Source organism: Burkholderia sp. MSMB1835, from assembly GCF_001526365.1.
GTDB lineage: Bacteria > Pseudomonadota > Gammaproteobacteria > Burkholderiales > Burkholderiaceae > Burkholderia.
This window is the reverse complement of record NZ_LOYP01000052.1, coordinates 180560-200027: the sequence shown is the minus strand read 5'-3', so window position 1 is coordinate 200027 and position 19468 is coordinate 180560. Positions and strand designations below refer to the sequence as shown.

Genomic DNA, 19468 nt, shown 5'->3' with positions numbered 1-19468 from the left:
GAAATGCACAATTCGTTTCGATCGGACGGAGCAATTCGGCCCACCCGTGCGCGCACCCGGACCGTCGCGCTTCTGTTGGCGGCGGCTACGTTGGGCATGTCTGCACCGGCATTCGCCGTCTCGTCGCTGTACGCATTCGGCCAGGCGTCGATATCGATTCCGTCGAATACGGTGTCCGGTACCGTCGTGGCGCGCGAATATTACACACCGCAGCAATTTTGCGGAAAGAGCGTTTGTGAAATCACCGGCGCGCGCTTGCACCCGAAAGGAGATTTCTGGAGCGTCAGTGGTCCCGACATAGAGACCAACGTCTCGGGGCTGTCGACGCGCATGCTCATCGACGGCATGCCTGTCACCAGCTCCATCCGGACGAGCCTTCGCAACAAGGCCGAAGTACAGTTGTTCCGCGACGGCCGCACGCCTCAGGACGGGTCGTTGAATTCCGGGGTACTCTCCGCCTACATCATCGTCGATTTCAAGTCGGGCATATTTGGCGACTCCACCTTGACGTATCTGGCCGCGAAAGTCAGCTTCATCAACGGCACCTGCTCGGTACCGGACCAGACCGTCACGCTGCCGCCGGTTCAGCAAAGCGCGTTCAAAGGCGTCGGCTCGACGGCCGGCACGGTCGATTTCCAGCTGCGCCTGAACAACTGCCCGGCCGGCTACAATCGGATCGGCTATCAGCTTTCGCCGCTGGACGGCGCAGTCGCCGGCAGCCCCGGCACGCTGCAACTGCGTCCGGAATCGACCGCCGCGGGCGTCGGCATCCAGATCGCCGACGGCATGACCGGAAATCCGATGCCGCTTCAGCATTCGATCCCCGTGACCGGCTACAACAAGAACACGGGCGGTTCGCCGTCGATTCCGCTGCGCGCGTCCTACGTGCAAACGGCCGCAACCGTCAAGGGCGGCTCGGTGCGCGCCGCAGCCCAGGTGCTGCTCGACTATCAGTGATGTCCAGCGCGTCGGCCGGGCCAGTGTTCGCGCCCAAGCGCGCACGACCTGATCGCGACCGCTCCTGATTCCGGTCGTTGCCTGCCCGACGACGCGTCCCGCTGCCCGAGAAAAACGCCATTTCGAGATACGTGAAGCAACAGGCAGACGCCGGGCTCGAGACCGATATCGGACACGGCCGCTCGATTGAGCGACCGTGTCCCCCGGCTCGCGAAAATTCGCGAGAGCGCCGATTTGCCGACTCCACCGCGATTTGCGTTCGAGATCGGCATCGAGCGCCGGTCCTCTACGAGCTCCCGCCTCCGGCCATACCCTGCCTTGCGCCCCGACAAATTTGAGATAAATTGATTGAAGGAATACGCGGCCGTTTGCGTATTCCCGCTATTTCCGGATTTTCACTCAAGAGGTTCGATGAAGTTGCCGTTTACGCATACAGCACCGCAGCGTTGACGGACTGCCATTCGAGCGGCCTCGCTGCGACGCGCTTCCTCTCAGGAGCCTGTCATGAAGCATCGCCTGTTCGCCGCCTCGTTCGCCCTGGCTGCCTCGCTTCTGGCCATGTCCTCTTCATTTGCCGCCGGCACGTCCGGCATCATCTACTTCACCGGCATGATCGTCGAGCCACCGTGCTCGTTCGCGCTCGACGCGGCCGGCACCGCGCCCGCGCACATGCGTGCCGACTGTCCGCGCCCCGCGACCGGTCAGATCGCGTTCGTCGATGCGGCGAGCATGCAGGCCGTGAAGACGACGACCTTTACCCAGGCCTCTCGCGCAATCGTTTTACCGAATCGTCCGGGCAACGATCAGGCGCCGATGATCGCGGTCGTCACGTATCAGTAACGTCCGGCGCCGGTGCGGCATGCAAGAGGTTCCGCGCGTCCGGTTCGCGCCGTGAAATCGCCCGTCAGTCGCGATGGCAGGCGATCCAGTCGCTGAACGCGCGGATCTTCTGCTGGCTGCCGAGGTTCTCCGGATAGACGAAGTAGTAGCGTGCGCCGGTTTCGAGCACGATGTCGAACGGCCGTTCGAGCCGGCGCGCGCTGACGTCGTCGTCGACGAGCGTCACGTCGCCGATCGCGACGCCGAAGCCCTGCATCGCCGCGTTCGTCGCGAGATCGAGCGTGTCGAACGTCGGCCCGCGCGCCGGATCCACGCGACGCTCGCCCGCATGCTCGAGCCATGCGCGCCAGTCGCGATGGTCGCGCGTCGGATGCAGCAGCGTATGGCGCGCGAGATCGCCGGTTGCGTCGAGCGGCGACGCCTGCCGCAGTTCGGGCGCACATACGGGTGTCAGCCGTTCGTCGAACAGCGGCAGCGCGACGACGCCCGGACCCGGCGACATCCCGTAGACGATTGCCGCATCGAACGGCTCGCTCGAAAAATCGACGACGTGCTGCCACGCGGTCGTGATCTGCACGTGGAGATCGGGATGCTCGCCCTGGAAGCGCATGATGCGCGGCAACATCCAGCGGATCACGCAGGTCGGCACCTTCAGCGCGAGATCGGTGCGTTGCCGCGTGAGCTTCATCGAGATGTCCTCGATCCGCGCGAAGCTCTCGTCGACCACCGGCAACAATTGCTCGCCCTCGGCCGTCAGCGTGAGGCCCTTCGCATGCCGCTTGAACAGCGGAAAACCGTAATGCGCCTCGAGCGTCTGGATCTGCCGGCTCACCGCGCCCTGCGTGATGCACAGCTGTTCGGCCGCGCGCGTGAAGCTGCGGTGGCGAGCCACCGTCGAAAAGATCTGCAGCGCGTGCAGGGGCGGAAGTCGGCGCATGGCGAACGGGAAACGACAAACGGAAAACGGCGAGGAAACGGCACGAAAGGACCGCGCGCCGACGCCGGCGCGCGCTGCCCGACACGATAAGCCAAACGCCGGCTTTGCGCGAGACGCCGGATGCTCAGGCCGTCGCGGTCAGCGCGCCCGCCGCGATGCGCGCCGCCGTTGCGACGACATCCGCGCGCGCGGCGGCAGCGGCCTCCGGCTGCGTAAACGACACGGCCATCACGATCGGGGCGCGCGACGGCGGCCACAGCACCGCGACGTCCGTCGTCGTGCCGAAGCCGCCGTTGCCGGCCTTGTCGGCAATGCGCCAGCCGGGCGGCACGCCCGCCGCGATGCCGGTCGCCCCGCGTGCGCCGCCGACCATCCATTCCGTCAGTTGTGCGCGCTGCGGCTCGCGCAGCGCGTCGCCGAGCAGCAACCGCTGCAGCGTGTCGACCATCGCGACCGGCGTCGACGTGTCGCGCTCGTCGCCGGGCGTCGCCCGGTTCAGTTCGGGTTCCCAGTGATCGAGACGGAAGGTGGTGTCGCCGCTTTCGCGCGCGAACGCGGTGACGGCCTGCGGGCCGCCGAGCACGCCCATCAGCAGGTTGCCCGCGCCCTTGTCGCCCGACTGCAGCATCGCCGCGCACAGCTGGGCGATCGTCATGCCGGTGTCGACGTGGCTTTCCGTAATCGGCGAGCCGGACACGATTTCATAGCGGCGGTACAGGATGCGCCGCGGCAGCAGCGATGCGTCGAGCGAACCGCGCGCGAGCATCGCGGCGGCCGCCATCACCGCATACGTGCCGCACAGCGGGAAGCGCTCGCGCGCATGGTGTGCGATGCGCACGCCGTTCGACGTATCGAGCGCGGCGACGCCGAGCCGCCCGTTCGACGCTTTTTCGAGCGCGGCGAGTTCGGCTTGTGCGGTGTGGGCGCGCCCCTGGTCGGCGACCGGCGCGGACGTGCACGCGGCAACGAACGGCGCGGCAACGGCGGCGAGTAACAGCGAGCGGCGTGTCGGAGAGTGTTCCATGAATGAGATCTGTTCTGTCGGAAACGGTGGCTCGAAGCAACGCGGCCGCGCATCGGCGACGCGCGACCGTTCGCGCCGACGGCCGGCCCGCGACGGCTTTCGCCGCGCATCCCCGAAAGACGGCCGTCGGCCCCGCGCGAAGGCGGGATTCGCATGAACAGACCCTAGCGTAGCAGCGACCGCCGTCGCGTTCCAGCGAAACGGCCGCGCGTCACCCTTGCGACGAAGGCAGATACGGCATCGGATTCACCGGCTTGCCGTCGCGTCGCACCTCGAACAGCAGCGCGACGCGCGAGTTGTCGAGATCGCCCATCTCGGCGATCGCATCGCCCTGATGCACGATGTCGCCGGTCTTCACGAGCAACTTGCGGTTGTGCGCATAGGCAGTCAGGAAATCGGCGTTATGCTGGACGATGATCAGGCTGCCGTAATCGTTCAGGCCGGTGCCCGCATACATCACGCGGCCGTCGGCCGCGGCGCGAACCGGGTCGCCCGGCCGGCCGGCGATCTGGATGCCGCGGTTCTGCCCGGGCCGGAACCCGTCGACGATCTTGCCGGTTGCGGGCCACTTGAGCGCGACGCGGCCCGCATGACGCCTGGTTTCCTTGACGACCTCGCGATCGCTCGCGGTCGACGCGGCGGCTGGCGAATTGGCCTGCGCGGTTGCCTGGTTACCCACCGCGCCATTGCTCGCCACGGTCTGCGTGTCCGCCGCGCGTGCCGGCGGCAGCGGCTGCTGCTTGACGATGCGCAGCACCTGCCCCATGCGCAGTCTGCCGTTGGCGGTCAGCTTGTTCCAGGTGCGCAAGTCGGCCACGCTGCAATCGTTCGCGGAGGCGATGCCCGTCAGCGTGTCGCCGCGTTTCACGACGTACTTTTGCGCGACGAGAATCGGCGCAGGCGGCATCGCGGCGGCCGACGGAGCGACGGGCGGGCTCGCATCGGAAGGCTGCCCTGCCAGCGTGTCGCTCGGCGGAACGGACTGGGGACTTGCACAACCGGCCATCACGAGCACGGCGGCCAGGCCCGACAGCCACGCCGCCTTGCGGTGAATCTCGCGCGTTTTCATGGACGATCCGACTCCGGTTTGACAATCTTTCAAGCATCTCAAAAACGGAACGGCCGACGTGTAACCGGATGCAAACAATGATGACAAACGATCACGGACCGGATGCCGGCCGGCATTCGCTACCGGTAATACGGTCCGATCCGGAAAAACTTGATGGTCTTTTCGCAGAAAAACGGAAGAATTTTCGTTGCCGAAAACTATGGCCCGGATATTTCAATAGGCGGGAGCCACGACCCTCACCGCAACCATGCGACGAATTCGGCACCGGCCCACGCGACGCCGATGCACAGGAACAGCAGATGCAGCGCGATCTTGAACGACACGCCCCAGGACGAATCGATCTGCATGACGGGCTCCCTCGATTGATGTGCGTCCATCATCGGCCACCGATCGCACCCCGAAAATGCGGAAGCGGCGAACCGGGTCTCAGGCTGCCCCTGAGACCAGCGCGGCGGTTCCTGCTAACTTATCGGCCATTCTCCCCATCGCTTCGCCCATCATGCGCTTCGACCTGACCGACCTGCGGCTTTTCCTCAATATCTGCGAAGCCGGCACGATCACGAGCGGCGCCGAGCGCACGCACATCACGCTGCAGGCGGCGAGCGAACGCATTCGCGGGATGGAGGACGAACTGGGCGTGCCGCTGCTGCACCGGACCAAGTCGGGCGCGCAGGCGACCGATGCGGGCCGCGCGCTCGAACACCACGCCCGCACCGTGCTGCAGCAGATCGATCACATGCGCGGCGAACTGCAGCAATACGGCCAGGGGCTGCGCGGCCATATCCGGCTGCTGTGCAACACCGCGTCGCTGAGCGAATACTTGCCGGACGCACTGGCCGAGTACCTGCCGCACCACCCCAGGCTGTCGATCAGCGTCGAGGAGCGCTCGAGCCAGGAGATCGTGCATGCGATCCGCAACAAGACGGCCGAGGTCGGCATCGTCGCCGATTCGGTCGGGCTCGGCGGGCTCGAACAGAAGCCGTTCCGCGAAGACTGGCTGATCGTCGTCGTGTCGGCCGCGCATCCGCTCGCGTCGCGCGACAAGGTCGCGTTCGACGACATCGCCGGCGAAGACTTCATCGGCCTCACCGACGGCAGCGCGCTGCAAGTGCATCTGGCCGACCAGGCACGCGCGCTCGGCAAACGGATCCGCTATCGCGTGCAGTTGAAGAGCTTCGACGCGATCTGCCGCGTGATCGCGAGCGGCGTGGGCATCGGCATCGTGTCGCGGCACGCGGCCGAGCGCGCGATGCAGACGATGGACGTGCGGCTCGTCGAACTGTCCGATCCGTGGAGCCATCGGAAACTGACGCTCTGCGCGCGGTCGTTCGACGCGCTGCCGAAGTACACGCGCGAATTCGTCGCGTTTTTGTCGGGCGACGCGCCGCCGCGGTGACGCGCCGCACTCGACCCGCCCATCGACATACGGAGACATCGCCATGACCGATATCGATCTCGCAACCCGTTATCGCGCGTATATCGACTGCCTGAACCGGCAGGACTGGGCGGCGCTCGGCGAGTACGTGTCCGACGACGTGATCCACAACGACCGGCCGCTGGGCCTCGCCGGTTATCGCGCGATGCTGGAGCAGGACTTCCGCGACATTCCCGACCTCCGTTTCGAGATCCGGTTGCTCGCGTGCGACCCGCCGCACGTCGCGTGCCGCCTGCGCTTCGCGTGTTCGCCGAAAGGGACGTTCATGGGGCTCGCGGTCGACGGCCGCAAGGTCACGTTCGCCGAGAACGTGTTCTACGAGTTTCACGAAGGCAAGATCCGCCAGGTGTGGTCGGTGATCGACAAGGCGGCGATCGAAAAGCAGCTTTGAACGGCGTCGAAGCGCGGGGCGTCGCCCGCGGCGGCCGGTGGGCAGCGGCGGCTGAACGCATTTCGATTCTTATGGATAACGTTTTCTCTCTTCATCCATCGTGAACCCGTCTCCATACGATGCACCCTTCCGCCGCGTCACAGCCGCTCCCTCGCGCGCGCGATGAACACTCGATCATCAAGAAAAGTCCCGATGATTTCGTCGTAATCTCCATTCCATTTCACCTCCTCCGCTCCTGCCATTCGGGTTTCTACCGGCGTCTCCGATGTGAAAGTTGATTGACATCGCGCGGATCGATGCCTAAATTTGGAAAACGTTTTCCAACGCCAAAGCGCGACGCCGGTCTCGGCTCGCGCAGGGGGAACGCTTGCCCGCTCGATTTGCGATTCAGGGCGTCCGTCTTCAGGGATCAGGGTTGCAAGGCGGACGCCGGGTACGGGCATCGAGCATGGCATCGGCCACACCCGCCCGTCCTTCACCACTATTCAAAACCGGAGACACCATGCATCAGCGCAGCAGATTCGCGCTCGGCGCCGCGCTCAGCGCCCTTTCCGTCGTGCTCGTCAGCGCATGCGGCGGCAACGACGTGACCGACACGCCGCCGTCGCCCCCTTCGTCCACCCCGCCCGCGCTCGCAGCGAACTCGCTGCAGGCGCTCGTCTATGGCGCGCCCGACACCAGCGTGCCGGCCGGCACGAACGTCCCGCTCACGATGATGGGGCAGATGCGTGCGCTGTTCGACCTGATCCGGAAATCGCCCGACTTCACGCAGGTCGTGATGGATCTCGGCGACGGCACGCCCGTCCACGTGCTCGACACGAATACCGGCGACAAATTCCTGCCCGGCAAGCTCGCGCTCGGCCTGTCGTACATCCTGATCGACATGAAGTCGAAGAACGACCCGCAATACGCGAGCTACCTCGCGACGTACCAGACGATCACGACCGCGATGATGGCGCAGTCGGGCAGCAACTACACGTATGCGAACACGTCGTGGGGCGAGTACTACTACCTCGTCGCGCTGAACAACCTGAAGGCGCACGGGATGCTCAACGAAGTCTTCAGCGATGCGATGCTCGCGACGCTGCAGCAGCGGCTCACCTTCTGCGACATGTTCGGCCCCGATTCGAGCGGCAAGACCACGACGTGCCCGGCCGCCGGCACGCCGATCGACATCGCGTCGCTCAACACCGCGCAGAACTACTATGCGGTGTCCTACGGCATCGCCGGGCTGCGCCAGAAGCTTGGCTGGAGCAGCCCGACGTTCGCGTCGAAGACCGATCCGGCGGTCGCGACGATGAGCGCACGCGACGCACTGCTGTACACGCTGACGAACCACATCCGTAACGACTCGTCGGGCGGATTCTCCGACGAAGCGTCGAACACGCACACGACCTACTACGATCAGGCGCGCTTCGACCGCTACAGCACGCTGCTGATCGGCGAAGTGGTCGAGCGCACGTTCGAGATGGGCAACGAAGCGAATCTCACGCCGGAGCTGAAGGGCTATCTGCGCAAGTCGGTCGACCTGATCCTGCCGCAACTGAACGCCGACGGTCAGGGCTTCAACTACGGCCGCTCGATCGGCCCGTACGGCGATTCCGCGTTCATGGAGGTGCTGACGGCCGCGGCCAATGCCGGCGTGCTGACCGATCGCGAGAAACAGGTTGCGTATGCATTCATCTACCAGGCCGCGCGTCGTTTCGACACGTACTGGTACGACCCGTCGCTGCCGACGCCGTCGGTCAACATGTGGGTCAAGGGCCGCGGCACCGACACGTATCGCGGCAAGCCGCGCGTGATGGGCGAGAACTTCAGCCTGCTGCACCAGTACCTGTACGTGAACGCGTGGTGGAACAAGCTCGGCTTCGGCGGCAAGGCGCCGATGGCCGATTCGGATTACACCGCGTGGCTCGACGCGCTGCCGCGCTATACGCTCACCTGGTACAACCAGCCGGGCGACGCCGCGCATCCGTACAGCGCCGCGCTGCTCACCGTGCGCGACGGCCGCCGCGTGATCAACCTGAACCTCAGCCAGGCGCCCGACTACAACTCGTATACGCCGTATTACCCGGTGCCGTTCTCCGACAAGCTGATCTACGGCACGACCGACCTCGGCTATGCGCTGCTGCTCCCGCAGGTGACGTACAACGCGAAGACCTACATTCCCGTCACGTACTACAAGAACCTGAACGTGCAGCAAAGCAACGGCCAGGTGATCGTGTCGTTCGATACGACGAAGTTCCGCCTCGCGTCGAAGAACGCCGCTTACACGACGGATCTCGACCTGCAGGTGCACACGGTGCTGACGTTCGCGCACGGCACGATCTCGCGCAGCGACACGCTGAGTTCGGGCACGCTCGCGGGCAACCTCGCGGTCGAAACGGACTTCACGTCGTTCGCGGATTTTGCGTCGACACAGGCCAACGGGGACGGCGTGTCGGTGACGTATGCAAACAGCGCCGCGACCGGCTATGCGGCATCCGGGTTCGACAACTGCGCGCTGTCCGCCTTCGACACCGCAAACGGCACGACGAATCCGCTGTCGACGACGCCGATCGGGCAGTTGCATTCGAACTTCGCCTGCACGACGAAGCCGTTCGCACTCGGCGCGGGTGCGACCCGCACGGTCGGGTGGACGCTGAGGTACGCCGATCCGGCGTAAGCGGCGTGACCGCGAGCCCGTGACCGATCCCGTAGCCGAAACCGGCTACGGGATCAGTCGGCAGCCACACGCGCGCTCGCCCCCGCCATATACGCGCCGAGCGCAATCAGCCCGACGAAGAAGCAGCGCTTGAACGTCTTCTCGCTCATCACGCGCCGCGCATATTGCCCGCCGGCCATCCCCGCCAGCGCGGGCACGAGCGCGAGCGCCGACACGCCGAGATCGACCGTCTGGAGGGCACCCGACACGCGCAACTGCAGGCCGAGCACGATCGTCGACGCGGTGAACGACAGCCCGAGCGCCTGGATCAGATCGTCCTTCGACAGCCGCAGCGCCTGCAGGTACGGCACGGCCGGTACGACGAACACGCCGGTCGCGGCCGTCACGACGCCCGTCAGGTAGCCGACCACGGCCGACAGCCATTTTTCGTGACGGCCCGGCGCGGGCAGCCGCGCAGCCGCCAGCCCCCACAGCCCGTAAAGCACCAGCACCACGCCGAGCGCCGCATGCGTCCACGTGCTGCCGGCCGCGAGCGCCGGCAGCCCACCCGTCAGCGTGCCGACCGTCAGGCCCGCGAGCAGCGGCCACAGCCGGCGCAGCAGCGCGCCGAACGACGGGCCGAGCCCCAACTGCCACACGTTGGTGACGAACGACGGCACGAGCAGCAGGCTCGCCGCGGCCGACGGCGGCATCGCGAGCGTCAGCAGCCCCATCGCGATCGTCGGCAGCCCGAGTCCGATCATGCCCTTGACCGCGCCGGCCAGCAGGAAAACCAGTACGACGATCGTCAGCGTATGAGTTTGCATGGCAGGCATTCCATCCGGTGAGTACGGCGCCGATGGTGCCTGCCCGTCATGCCGCCCGCCATCTGGTTTTGCCTGAGGCTGGCTCGGGCCCGTCGGACGGGGTATTCGGGCCGGTCGATCCGGCCCCGTGAATCACCCCCGACCCTGCTCGCTGTCGAGGTGAGCCATCTGAGCGGCCGGATAGCGCTCGCCGGCAGCCGCCCCGGCGGGAACCGCCGCTTCGATGCGAGCGAGATCATTGACCGTTAGTTGCAATTCAGTCGCCCGCAAACCGTCCTGCAGTTGCGTGCGCTTGCGCGCGCCGACCAGCGGCACGATGTCGGCGCCGCGCGACAGCGCCCACGCGATGGCGATCTGCGCCGGATTGCTGCCCTTCTCGTCGGCGATCGCGCGCAGCGCATCGACGAGCGCGAGGTTGTGCGCGAGGTTCTCGCCCTGAAAGCGCGGGCTCGCCGCGCGGAAATCGCGCTCGCCCTGCCGTGCCGCGCTCCAGCGCCCGCCCAGCAGCCCGCGCGACAGCACGCCATAGGCCGTCACGCCGATGCCGAGCTCGCGGCATACGGGCAGAATCCCGGCCTCGATCCCGCGCGACAGCAACGAGTATTCGATCTGCAGATCGGCGATCGGCGCGACGGCGGCCGCGCGGCGGATCGTGTCCGCGCCGGCTTCCGACAGGCCGATATGCCGCACGTACCCAGCCTTCACGAGATCGGCGATCGCGCCCACCGTCTCCTCGATCGGCACGGCCGGATCGACGCGTGCCGGGCGGTAGATGTCGATGTAGTCGGTGCCGAGCCGCTTCAGCGAGTACGCGACGAAGTTCCGGATCGCCGCGGGCCGCGCGTCGTAGCCGGCAAACCCGCCGGCCGGATCGCGCAGCGCGCCGAATTTCACGCTGATTAGCACCTGGTCGCGCGCACGGCCGCGCAGCGCGTCGCGGATCAGCATCTCGTTGTCGCCCATGCCGTAAAAGTCGCCGGTATCGAGCAACGTGATCCCGTGGTCGAGCGCCGCGTGCAGCGTCGCGATGCTTTCGTCGCGGTCGGCCGGCCCGTACAAGTCCGACATCCCCATGCAGCCGAGTCCGATCGCCGATACCTGCGGGCCGGTGCGGCCCAGTTGACGCGTGTCCATGTCCGTTTCCTTCGAATGGTGAGTGGATGAAACGGATTCTGGACGCGCGACGCCGCGCGATAAACCCGAAACGCTCCACCAAACCATTCGACGCTGATTAACAATGGAGTCTTTCCGTTTCCCGCCAAGGCCCTCGCCCGCATGGACCACCTGCAAGCAATGCGCATCTTCGCGCGCGTCGCCCATCTCGGCAGCTTCACGAAAGCGGCCGAGCAACTCCAGCTGCCGCGCCCGACGGTCAGCAACGCCGTCCAGTATCTGGAAAAGCACCTGAAGATCCGCCTGTTGCAACGCACGACGCGGCGCGTCGCGCTGACCGCCGAGGGCGCGACCTATTACGAGCGCTGCGTGCAGTTGCTGGCCGATCTCGACGATGCGGAAACGCTGTTCGAGGATGCCGGCGCGTCGCCGCGCGGCGTGATCCGCGTCGACCTGCCCGAACGTTTCGCGCTGACCCGGGTGATTCCGGCGCTGCCGGATTTTCATGCGCGCTACCCCGATCTGCGCGTCGCGATCAGCACGACCGACCGCTTCGTCGATCTCGTCGCGGACGGCATCGACTGCGCGGTGCGGGTCGGCGTGCTGTCCGACACGTCGCTCGTCGCGCGGCGCGTCGGCGAGATGGCCCAGATCAACTGCGCGTCGCCGGCCTATCTCGCGCGCCACGGCACACCGCGCTCGCCGGACGAGCTGCCGGACCACGTCGCGGTCGGCTATTTCTCGAGCCGGACGGGCCGCGAGCTGGACTGGGAATATGCGGACATGGATTCGGGTGAGATGCACACGGTGAAGATGCACAGCATCGTGTCGGTCAACAGCTCGCAGGCGTATCTCGCGTGCTGCATCGCGGGCCTCGGGCTGATCCAGGCGCCGCGCGACGGGCTCGCGCCGCTGCTCGCCGACGGTTCGCTGGTCGAGGTGCTGCCGGAATGGAATGCCGGGCCGCTGCCCGTATCGGTGGTGTTTCCGTACGGCCGGCATCTCGCGCCGCGCGTGCGGATCTTCGTCGACTGGCTCGCGGAAACGCTCGGCGGCCGGGCGGACTGACGGCAGCCGTGCCGGGGTTTTGCGCCCCGGCGCCGGCGCCCGGTCAGAACTTGTGGCGGATCGCGGCGCGCACCGAGAACTGGTTCGACGACGCCGACGGGCCGTCCGTCCCGACGACATAGCCGCCGTCGGCCGCCGTGCCCGTCTTGTCGCCGCCCACCTTCTGCCACGCGCCCTGCAGGTACACGTCGGTACGCTTCGACAGGCTGTAGTCGGCCATCAGGCCGACCGTGTGGTACTTCGGCTTGAACGAGCCGGCCGCGGCATCGTATTTGCCGTCCGTGTACACGTACTGCGCGCCGAGGTAGAAATCGGACGTGAGCTGGTACTTGCCGTTGATCTCGAAGTTCTGGAACTTCGTCGCGGTCAGACCGAGGCCGGCGAACGTCGACGCCGGCAGGTAGACCGTCGATACGGGATTCTTCACGTCGGTCTTCGTATAGACGACGCCGACCGTGGCCGGGCCGAACGTATAGTTGACGCCGCCGCCGAAGATGCGCAGCCGATCGGCGACGAAGTTTGCGTCGTCGGCCGCGATCGCGCCCGCGCTGCCGATGCCCGGGTTGTTCGCCTGCAGGTACGCGGCCGCGACCTGCAGCCCGGCCAGCGAATACTGCGCGCCGATGCTGTACTGGCGGTTGTTCGAGAAGCTGGTGCCGTTGCTGAAGCTGTACGTGCCGCCGAACGTCAGGCCGTTCCAGTCGGGGCTCGCGTACTTGACCGTGTTGTTGACGCGGAACGAGTTGTCGGTGTTGTCGTTGTCGAACGGGTGCGAGAACAGCGTGCCGCCCCAGTTGCCGTTCGCGGTCAGCGGCGCGAGATAGTCGACGACGGAATCGTACTGGCGGCCGAGCGTCAGCGTACCGAAGCGCGACTCGGAAAGCCCGACGAACGCCTGACGGCCGAACATGCGGCCGCCCTGGCCCAGCCGGCCGTTGTTCACGTCGAACCCGTTTTCCAGCGTGAAGATCGCCTTCAGCCCGCCGCCGAGATCCTCGCTGCCCTTCAGGCCCCACCGGCTGCCCTGCGCATAACCGCTCGCGAGCTGGTAATTCGTCTTTCCGACCCCATTGACGTTGACGTTGTTCGTGTAATTGAAGCCTTCGTCGATCACGCCGTACAGCGTCACGCTGCTCTCGGCAAAGGCCGGCGCGGCGAATGCGGCGAGCGCGGCGGCAAAAATGACGTGCTTCTTCATGACGGATCTCCGGAGCCGAGGGCCGGGCAGGCCGAACGCCCGGCGAATGTTTGGTCTGTGTATAAGTGGCCCGCAGGGCGGACGACGCGGTGTGCGGCCGCGTGAGGACAAAATGGTGTCACGTCGCAAACCTTCCGTCCATCGGGTGCGGGTCGTCGCGCGCAAAGCGTTGCGCTCGTCCAACTGCCCCGTTGCGCGGATAGCCTGACCGGGCTTATCGGCAGCGGCAGACAGGCAGGCCATCCGCGTAAACCCGATGGGCGTCGCATCGGTGGCACAATGCGCATCCGTTCGTCATTTCTTCACGAAGTCATGCTTCACCCCGATTCTTGCGCGGCGCGCGCCAGCCGCGCCCGCGGCCCGCGCCGGAAGGCGCGCCGATGACCGCGCCGGCCCGCGCCGGCCGCTACGCCGAGCTCGATTTCTTCCGCGGCCTCGTGCTGCTCGTCATCGTCGTCGACCACATCGGCGGCAGCATTCTGTCGCGCGTCACGCTGCACGCGTACGCGCTGTGCGACGCGGCCGAGGTATTCGTGTTCCTCGGCGGCTTCGCGACCGCCATTGCGTACAACTCGCTCGCCGAGCGGCACGACGAGGCCGCCGCGCGCCAGCGTTTCATCCGGCGTGCATTCGAGATCTACCGCGCGTTCCTCGTGACGGCCGGCCTGATGCTGCTGATCACGGCCGTGCTGAATGCGTTCGCGATCGACGGCCCGAACATGCCGACCAACGATCTCGACGGGCTGCTGCACAAGCCGCTCGCCGCGCTGCGCGACATCCTGCTGTTCCGCCGCCAGCCGTACCTTGCGTCGGTGCTGCCGATGTACGCGTTCTTCGCGCTGCTCGTCCCGCTCGCGCTGCCGCTCGCGCGCACGCAGCCATGGCTGATGCTCGCGTTCAGCGGATCGCTGTGGTACGCGGCGCCGCACGTCGCGCGCTTCCTGCCGACCGTCGAAGGCGCGCCGTGGGATTTCAATCCGTTCGCGTGGCAGTTCCTGTTCGTGCTCGGCGTGATCGCACGCTGCCAGCCCGTCTACCAGACGCTCTCGCCCAAGCCGCAGGGCTGGCTGCTGACGGCCGCGTCGCTCGCGATCGTCGCGGCCGGCGCGTACTACCGGCTGCGTATCGAGCCGTTCCCCACCGATCCGTCGATCAAGCAGAACCTCGGCGTGCTGCGGCTCGTGAACTTCCTCGCGATCGCGTGGCTCGCCGCCAAGCTCGTTCACCTCGGCTGGATGAAAAAGGTCGCGCACGCGATGCCGTGGATCGGCACGATCGGCCGGCAGGGGCTGCTGTGCTTCGTCGCGGGCACCGGCATCTCGCTCGCGGTCGATTCGCTGCTCTACCAGGCGACCGAAGGCTATCTCGACGTGCCGCTGGGCCTGACCGCCGACGCCGTCGCGATGGGGCTGCTGTATCTCGTCGCCAAGCTCTACGGGCCGCTCGTGGCGCGGCTGTCGTTCCGTTCGCGGCAATGACGCGCCGCGCCGTCACGCGCCGCTGCTACGATAGCCGGCGCCTCTCCTGAAACGATTCTCCATGCGCCGACTCGCCCTTCCGTTCGCCCTCGCCCTGCTCGCCGGCGCCATCGCCACCGCCCATGCCGCACCGCCGACGGCGCCTGCTCCGGCCGTATCGACCGCGCCGCCGGCCGTCCAGACCGCGACGACGCCGTCCTCCGCGCCGGAGCCGTCCGTCAATCCGGGCAGCAGCGTCGTGCTGCGCACGTTCCGGTCGGCGTCGCTGAAGCGCGACTGGTCGTACACGGTCTACCTGCCGCCCGGCTACAACCCGGAAGGCGCCCGCTACCCGGTGATGTACCTGCTGCACGGCAACGCGGGCAACGCGAACGACTGGGTCACGCAGGGCCGGCTGCAGGCCACCGCCGATACGCTGATCGAGCGCCACGACATCCCGCCCGTCGTGATCGTGATGCCGCAGGGCGGCACCGACTGGTACGTCGATCGCAAGGAGAAGATGCAGAGCGCGTTCCTCAACGACCTGCTGCCCGAAGTCGAAGCGCACTTCGCGGTGTCGAACCAGCGCGCGGGCCGCGCGATCGGCGGCGTGTCGATGGGCGGCTTCGGCGCGCTGCGCTTCTCGCTGCTCGAGCCGGGCCTGTTCTGCGGCGCGATGCTGCTGAGCCCCGCGATCTATGCGAACGAGCCGCCGCTCAATTCCGCCGCGCGCTACGTCGGCGTGTTCGGCGACCGCCAGTTCGATTCGCGCGTGTGGCACGAGCTCAATTATCCGGCGCTGCTGCGCGGCTATTTCGCGCGCAACTGGCGCGTGCCGATGTTCATCGCGGCCGGCGACGACGACCTGACGATCCAGGCGGAATCGAGCGTGCTGTACACGCACCTGCGCCGCGCGCAGAACCCGGCCGAGCTGCGCATCGTCGACGGCGGGCATACGTGGGACGTCTGGCGCGGGCTGCTCGGGCAGGGGTTGAAGTATGCGCTGGAGTGCGTGAAGTGACGGCCGGCGGGCGTGGCAGGAAAGCCGCGCCCGGCCGGAAGAAAGGGTCGCCGCCGCCGTCTCGTCGAGCACGTTTCATGATGTCGCCCGAATCCGGGCATCGCGCATTTCGACTACATTGCCGAAGTGGCGACGGCATCGACCGGCCGCCTCTCCCGTCACTCAACCCGCAGGGAATCCCGCCATGTCCGACTCGAAGAAATTCGCCGCCGTCACGGGCGCCGGCTCCGGCATCGGTCGCGCCGCGGCCATCGCGCTCGCCCAGGCCGGCTTCACCGTCGCGCTGCTCGGACGCACGGAGACGTCGCTGCGCGACACGCAGGACGCCATCCGCGCCGCCGGCGGCGACGCCGACGTGTTTCCCGTCGACGTGACCGACGAAGCCTCGGTCGATCACGCGTTCGCGCAGCTCGCGCAACGGTTCGGCCGGCTCGATGTGCTGTTCAACAACGCCGGCCGCAATGCCCCGGTCGTTTCGCTCGACGAATACGAACTCGACGTGTGGAACAGCGTCGTCGCGACGAACCTGACCGGCGTCTTTCTGTGTGCGCGGGCCGCGTGGCGGCTGATGAAAACGCAGACGCCGCAGGGCGGCCGAATCATCAACAACGGCTCGATCTCGGCACACGCGCCGCGCCCCGACACGATCGCGTACACGGCCACCAAGCACGCGGTCACCGGGATCACGAAGTCGCTCGCGCTCGACGGCCGCCGGTACAACATCGCGTGCGGCCAGATCGACATCGGCAACGCGGCCACCGCGCTCACCGAACGAATGACGCAAGGCGTCCCGCAAGCGGACGGCAGCCTCGCGCCCGAGGCGCGGATGGACGTCGCGCATGTCGCGAACGCGGTCGTCCAGATGGCGAATCTGCCGCTCGACGCGAACATTCTCAACATGACGATCATGGCGACCGCAATGCCGTTCGTCGGGCGCGGATAGCGCGTGGTGCGCGCCCGCGCCGGACGGCGGCGTTCACGCACGGGCCGCTACCGAACCGATCCGTGGCGCCGGCGCCGAATGCCCGCGCGTTCGCGACGCACATTCAGTGAGGCAGGCCGATCGCTTGCTGCTCGTCCTCGAGCAGCTGCGTCAGCGAACCATGCAACCGCTTGAGGCTGCGCGGCGGTAGTGCGAAGCTTGCCCAGCCAAGCCCGCTATGACGCAGCAACAGCACCACGCCGCCCTCCAGCGGATGGCGCTCGGCATACCAGCAAGGATCCATCTCAGTCACGAATTGCTGCGCGTGCGGCGGACGTTCCGGCACTGCGGGCTGCATCGCCGCGCGCAACAGGCTCAAGTACTGGATGACTGCATCCACGTCTTCCGGATCGAGCACCGCCGCGCCCCGTTCGATCGACATCAACACGACGGGCTTGCCGCGCTCTTCGATCATCTTGATGCTCAACGGTTGTGCCATTTCTGTGGTCCTTGCCGCGGTTACGTGATCCCATTATCGATCTCGATACACGTCTGCCGCCTGAAGATTCGTGATCCGCGCATGAAGCTTTTTTTAGAATTTTCTGGAAAACGCGCCGCGCAATCGTCTGTCGAGGCGCCGCCGCTTTCTAAACGAAATTTCATCCGGCCAGCGCTGTTTTTTTAGCGTCCCGCATCCGCGTGCCTTCCATAATGAATTCGCTGCCCGCCCCGGCAGGCGCCGCGCGATGCGTCGACGTAGCCCGCCGAAGACGGACGCGCCCCCCGTATTTCCGGCACATCCATTCCTCGCCGATCATGAACCAACTGCAAGCGATGCGTGTCTTCACGCGTGTGGTCGAGTTATCGAGCTTCAGCCTCGCCGCACGTCAGCTCGGCATGTCGGCCGCCGCGGTCACGCGCAGCGTCGGCATGCTCGAGGCACATCTGAACATGCGCCTGTTGAATCGGACCACGCGCAGCCTGTCGCTCACCGAGACGGGCCGCGAATATCTCGACGGCTGCCGCGCGATCATCGAGAAGCTCGACGAGATCGAATCGAATCTCGCGCAGGTCAATCGCGACCCGCACGGTACGCTGCGCATCGCCGCGTCGGCAACCTCGGTCGCGGCCGGGCTTGGTGCGCTGCTGTCCACGTATCGCCTCGCGCATCCGCGCGTGCGATTCGACGTGACGACCTTCGATATCCAGGTCGACATGGTGGAAGGCGGCTACGACGTGTGCTTCTGCGACGATCACCGCCTCGTCAACTCGACCTTCGTGTCGCGCACGTTGACGAACGTTCGCGACGTGATCGTCGCGTCGCCCGACTACCTCGCGCGCCACGGCACGCCGGTCGAGCCGGTCGAACTGAATACGCACTGTCTGCTGACCGTGTCGAACGGCGCCGCGCGCAACTGGGCGTTCTCGGACGTCGACGGGTGCGCTCGCATCGATACCGGCAACGCGCTGGCGTCGACCAGCAACACGATGGTGCGGATCGCGGCGCTCAATCACATGGGCATCGCGCAATTGCCGCATCCGCTCGTTGCCGACGATCTCGCGCGCGGCACCCTGGTGCCGATTCTCGAACGCTACGACGTGAACGGCGGGCCGCGCTGCGTATCGATCCTCTACCCGAGCCGCAATTACCTGTCCACGAAAGTGCGCAGCTTCATCGACTACGTGGTCGATCACTATCGCACGCCCGAGCGCACGGCCATGCAGCTTGCCGCGGCCTGATTCCGCCGATCGCGTACGCCATGGCCCACATCCTGACGATCGAAGACGATCCGCTGATCGCGGATCACATCGCGCACACGCTGCGTACCGAAGGCCACCGGATCGACATCGCACGCACCGGCCGCGACGGCATGGCCCGCGCGATGAGCGCGAACTACGACGTCGTCACGCTCGATCGCATGCTGCCCGACCTCGACGGGCTGACGATCCTCGCGACGATGCGCGGCGTCGGCCTCGATACGCCGGTACTCGTGATGAGTTCGCTGGCCGACGTCGACCAGCGTATCCAGGGGCTGCGCGCAGGCGGCGACGACTACCTCGTCAAGCCGTTCTCGCTCGAGGAGATGTGCGCACGCATCGACGTGCTGATTCGCCGGCGGCCGCGCGGCACGCACGTCGAGACGGTGCTGCGCGCTGGCGAGCTGGCGCTCGACCTGGTGCGGCGACGCGCCACGCTGGGCGCGCGCGAGCTCGCGCTGCTGCCGACCGAATCCCGCGTGCTCGAATTCATGATGCGCAACGCCGGCCGCGTGCTCACGCGCACGATGATCTTCGAGGCCGTGTGGGGCTGCCGCTTCGATCCCGGTACGAATCTGATCGACGTGCACATCGGCCGCCTGCGCAAGAAGGTGAACCGGCCAGGCGCGGCGCCCCTGATCCGCACGATCCGAGGCTCGGGCTACATGCTCGGTTGACGCCGCCCGCTACTTAAAACTTGTTTCATCTTTTTTGCGACCCGTTGTTAGGGGCTGCTCCGCAGAATGCGGTCGTCGGATGCGCATCGGTGTTTTCCCGAAGACGCGCACACCCGGCTCATCTTCACGA

Annotated in this window: 18 protein-coding genes; 11 read left to right on the top strand and 7 right to left on the bottom strand. The window is 66.7% G+C overall.

Annotated features, from left to right (window positions below):
* The first annotated feature begins 3 nt into the window (after positions 1-3).
* The gene (locus tag WS96_RS24980; RefSeq protein ID WP_257128058.1) at positions 4-957 is read left to right on the top strand and encodes a fimbrial protein; all 954 of its coding nucleotides are present in this window, start codon (positions 4-6) and stop codon (positions 955-957) included.
* Positions 958-1461: 504 nt separating this feature from the next.
* Positions 1462-1797, top strand: a complete 336-nt coding sequence (locus WS96_RS24975; protein ID WP_059836171.1) for a hypothetical protein — start codon at positions 1462-1464, stop codon at positions 1795-1797.
* Positions 1798-1861: 64 nt separating this feature from the next.
* On the opposite strand, the gene WS96_RS24970 is transcribed toward WS96_RS24975, so the two are convergent.
* From WS96_RS24970 to WS96_RS24960, 3 genes are all read right to left on the bottom strand, one after another.
* Positions 1862-2734: a LysR substrate-binding domain-containing protein gene (locus WS96_RS24970; RefSeq protein WP_059836169.1), complete on the bottom strand. Its 873-nt coding sequence runs from the start codon at positions 2732-2734 to the stop codon at positions 1862-1864.
* A gap of 124 nt (positions 2735-2858) precedes the next feature.
* The gene (bla, locus tag WS96_RS24965; RefSeq protein WP_059836167.1) at positions 2859-3758 is read right to left on the bottom strand and encodes a class A beta-lactamase; all 900 of its coding nucleotides are present in this window, start codon (positions 3756-3758) and stop codon (positions 2859-2861) included.
* Positions 3759-3969: 211 nt separating this feature from the next.
* Positions 3970-4827 (bottom strand): peptidoglycan DD-metalloendopeptidase family protein, encoded by an 858-nt coding sequence (locus WS96_RS24960; RefSeq protein WP_059836165.1) that lies wholly within the window; start codon positions 4825-4827, stop codon positions 3970-3972.
* A gap of 499 nt (positions 4828-5326) precedes the next feature.
* On the opposite strand from WS96_RS24960, the gene WS96_RS24955 reads away from it, so the two are divergent.
* The 3 genes from WS96_RS24955 to WS96_RS24945 all read left to right on the top strand — a co-directional run bounded on the left by WS96_RS24955 (position 5327) and on the right by WS96_RS24945 (position 9318).
* Positions 5327-6223 carry a LysR substrate-binding domain-containing protein gene (locus WS96_RS24955; RefSeq protein WP_059836163.1) on the top strand — a complete coding sequence of 299 codons (897 nt, stop codon included), beginning with the start codon at positions 5327-5329 and terminating at the stop codon, positions 6221-6223.
* A 43-nt stretch (positions 6224-6266) separates the two neighbouring features.
* Positions 6267-6653: an ester cyclase gene (locus WS96_RS24950; protein ID WP_034204650.1), complete on the top strand. Its 387-nt coding sequence runs from the start codon at positions 6267-6269 to the stop codon at positions 6651-6653.
* 502 nt (positions 6654-7155) lie between these two features.
* Positions 7156-9318, top strand: a complete 2163-nt coding sequence (locus WS96_RS24945) for a hypothetical protein (RefSeq protein WP_059836160.1) — start codon at positions 7156-7158, stop codon at positions 9316-9318.
* A 53-nt stretch (positions 9319-9371) separates the two neighbouring features.
* On the opposite strand, the gene WS96_RS24940 is transcribed toward WS96_RS24945, so the two are convergent.
* The gene (locus WS96_RS24940) at positions 9372-10124 is read right to left on the bottom strand and encodes a sulfite exporter TauE/SafE family protein (protein ID WP_059836158.1); all 753 of its coding nucleotides are present in this window, start codon (positions 10122-10124) and stop codon (positions 9372-9374) included.
* A gap of 132 nt (positions 10125-10256) precedes the next feature.
* Complete coding sequence (locus WS96_RS24935; protein WP_059836157.1) at positions 10257-11258, bottom strand: aldo/keto reductase; 1002 nt, start codon at positions 11256-11258, stop codon at positions 10257-10259.
* Positions 11259-11399: 141 nt separating this feature from the next.
* Here WS96_RS24935 and WS96_RS24930 point away from each other — a divergent pair, with 141 nt between their 5' ends.
* A complete protein-coding gene (locus tag WS96_RS24930; RefSeq protein WP_034204646.1) occupies positions 11400-12305 on the top strand; it encodes a LysR family transcriptional regulator in 906 nt (301 codons plus the stop codon).
* A gap of 43 nt (positions 12306-12348) precedes the next feature.
* Here WS96_RS24930 and WS96_RS24925 read toward each other — a convergent pair whose 3' ends face one another.
* Entirely contained in the window at positions 12349-13503 is a 1155-nt protein-coding gene (locus WS96_RS24925) for a porin (protein WP_059836155.1), read from the bottom strand.
* Positions 13504-13883: 380 nt separating this feature from the next.
* On the opposite strand from WS96_RS24925, the gene WS96_RS24920 reads away from it, so the two are divergent.
* From WS96_RS24920 to WS96_RS24910, 3 genes are all read left to right on the top strand, one after another.
* Positions 13884-14981, top strand: a complete 1098-nt coding sequence (locus WS96_RS24920) for an OpgC domain-containing protein (RefSeq protein WP_059836491.1) — start codon at positions 13884-13886, stop codon at positions 14979-14981.
* A gap of 61 nt (positions 14982-15042) precedes the next feature.
* On the top strand, positions 15043-15981 hold the full coding sequence (locus WS96_RS24915) for an alpha/beta hydrolase (protein WP_059836152.1): 939 nt from the start codon (positions 15043-15045) through the stop codon (positions 15979-15981).
* A gap of 184 nt (positions 15982-16165) precedes the next feature.
* Positions 16166-16924, top strand: a complete 759-nt coding sequence (locus tag WS96_RS24910) for an SDR family oxidoreductase (protein ID WP_059836150.1) — start codon at positions 16166-16168, stop codon at positions 16922-16924.
* A gap of 103 nt (positions 16925-17027) precedes the next feature.
* On the opposite strand, the gene WS96_RS24905 is transcribed toward WS96_RS24910, so the two are convergent.
* Positions 17028-17402, bottom strand: a complete 375-nt coding sequence (locus tag WS96_RS24905; RefSeq protein WP_059836149.1) for a hypothetical protein — start codon at positions 17400-17402, stop codon at positions 17028-17030.
* A gap of 317 nt (positions 17403-17719) precedes the next feature.
* On the opposite strand from WS96_RS24905, the gene WS96_RS24900 reads away from it, so the two are divergent.
* Both WS96_RS24900 and WS96_RS24895 read left to right on the top strand, forming a co-directional pair.
* Positions 17720-18643, top strand: a complete 924-nt coding sequence (locus WS96_RS24900; RefSeq protein WP_059836147.1) for a LysR family transcriptional regulator — start codon at positions 17720-17722, stop codon at positions 18641-18643.
* 20 nt (positions 18644-18663) lie between these two features.
* Positions 18664-19338: a response regulator transcription factor gene (locus WS96_RS24895; RefSeq protein WP_059836145.1), complete on the top strand. Its 675-nt coding sequence runs from the start codon at positions 18664-18666 to the stop codon at positions 19336-19338.
* Positions 19339-19468: the final 130 nt, after the last annotated feature.

Coding starts and splice junctions, on each gene's coding strand:
- WS96_RS24980 (WP_257128058.1), top strand. CDS start 4: ATGCACAATTCGTTTCGATCGGACGGAGCAATTCGGCCCACCCGTGCG.
- WS96_RS24975 (WP_059836171.1), top strand. CDS start 1,462: ATGAAGCATCGCCTGTTCGCCGCCTCGTTCGCCCTGGCTGCCTCGCTT.
- WS96_RS24970 (WP_059836169.1), bottom strand. CDS start 2,734: ATGCGCCGACTTCCGCCCCTGCACGCGCTGCAGATCTTTTCGACGGTG.
- bla (WP_059836167.1), bottom strand. CDS start 3,758: ATGGAACACTCTCCGACACGCCGCTCGCTGTTACTCGCCGCCGTTGCC.
- WS96_RS24960 (WP_059836165.1), bottom strand. CDS start 4,827: ATGAAAACGCGCGAGATTCACCGCAAGGCGGCGTGGCTGTCGGGCCTG.
- WS96_RS24955 (WP_059836163.1), top strand. CDS start 5,327: ATGCGCTTCGACCTGACCGACCTGCGGCTTTTCCTCAATATCTGCGAA.
- WS96_RS24950 (WP_034204650.1), top strand. CDS start 6,267: ATGACCGATATCGATCTCGCAACCCGTTATCGCGCGTATATCGACTGC.
- WS96_RS24945 (WP_059836160.1), top strand. CDS start 7,156: ATGCATCAGCGCAGCAGATTCGCGCTCGGCGCCGCGCTCAGCGCCCTT.
- WS96_RS24940 (WP_059836158.1), bottom strand. CDS start 10,124: ATGCAAACTCATACGCTGACGATCGTCGTACTGGTTTTCCTGCTGGCC.
- WS96_RS24935 (WP_059836157.1), bottom strand. CDS start 11,258: ATGGACACGCGTCAACTGGGCCGCACCGGCCCGCAGGTATCGGCGATC.
- WS96_RS24930 (WP_034204646.1), top strand. CDS start 11,400: ATGGACCACCTGCAAGCAATGCGCATCTTCGCGCGCGTCGCCCATCTC.
- WS96_RS24925 (WP_059836155.1), bottom strand. CDS start 13,503: ATGAAGAAGCACGTCATTTTTGCCGCCGCGCTCGCCGCATTCGCCGCG.
- WS96_RS24920 (WP_059836491.1), top strand. CDS start 13,884: ATGACCGCGCCGGCCCGCGCCGGCCGCTACGCCGAGCTCGATTTCTTC.
- WS96_RS24915 (WP_059836152.1), top strand. CDS start 15,043: ATGCGCCGACTCGCCCTTCCGTTCGCCCTCGCCCTGCTCGCCGGCGCC.
- WS96_RS24910 (WP_059836150.1), top strand. CDS start 16,166: ATGTCCGACTCGAAGAAATTCGCCGCCGTCACGGGCGCCGGCTCCGGC.
- WS96_RS24905 (WP_059836149.1), bottom strand. CDS start 17,402: ATGGCACAACCGTTGAGCATCAAGATGATCGAAGAGCGCGGCAAGCCC.
- WS96_RS24900 (WP_059836147.1), top strand. CDS start 17,720: ATGAACCAACTGCAAGCGATGCGTGTCTTCACGCGTGTGGTCGAGTTA.
- WS96_RS24895 (WP_059836145.1), top strand. CDS start 18,664: ATGGCCCACATCCTGACGATCGAAGACGATCCGCTGATCGCGGATCAC.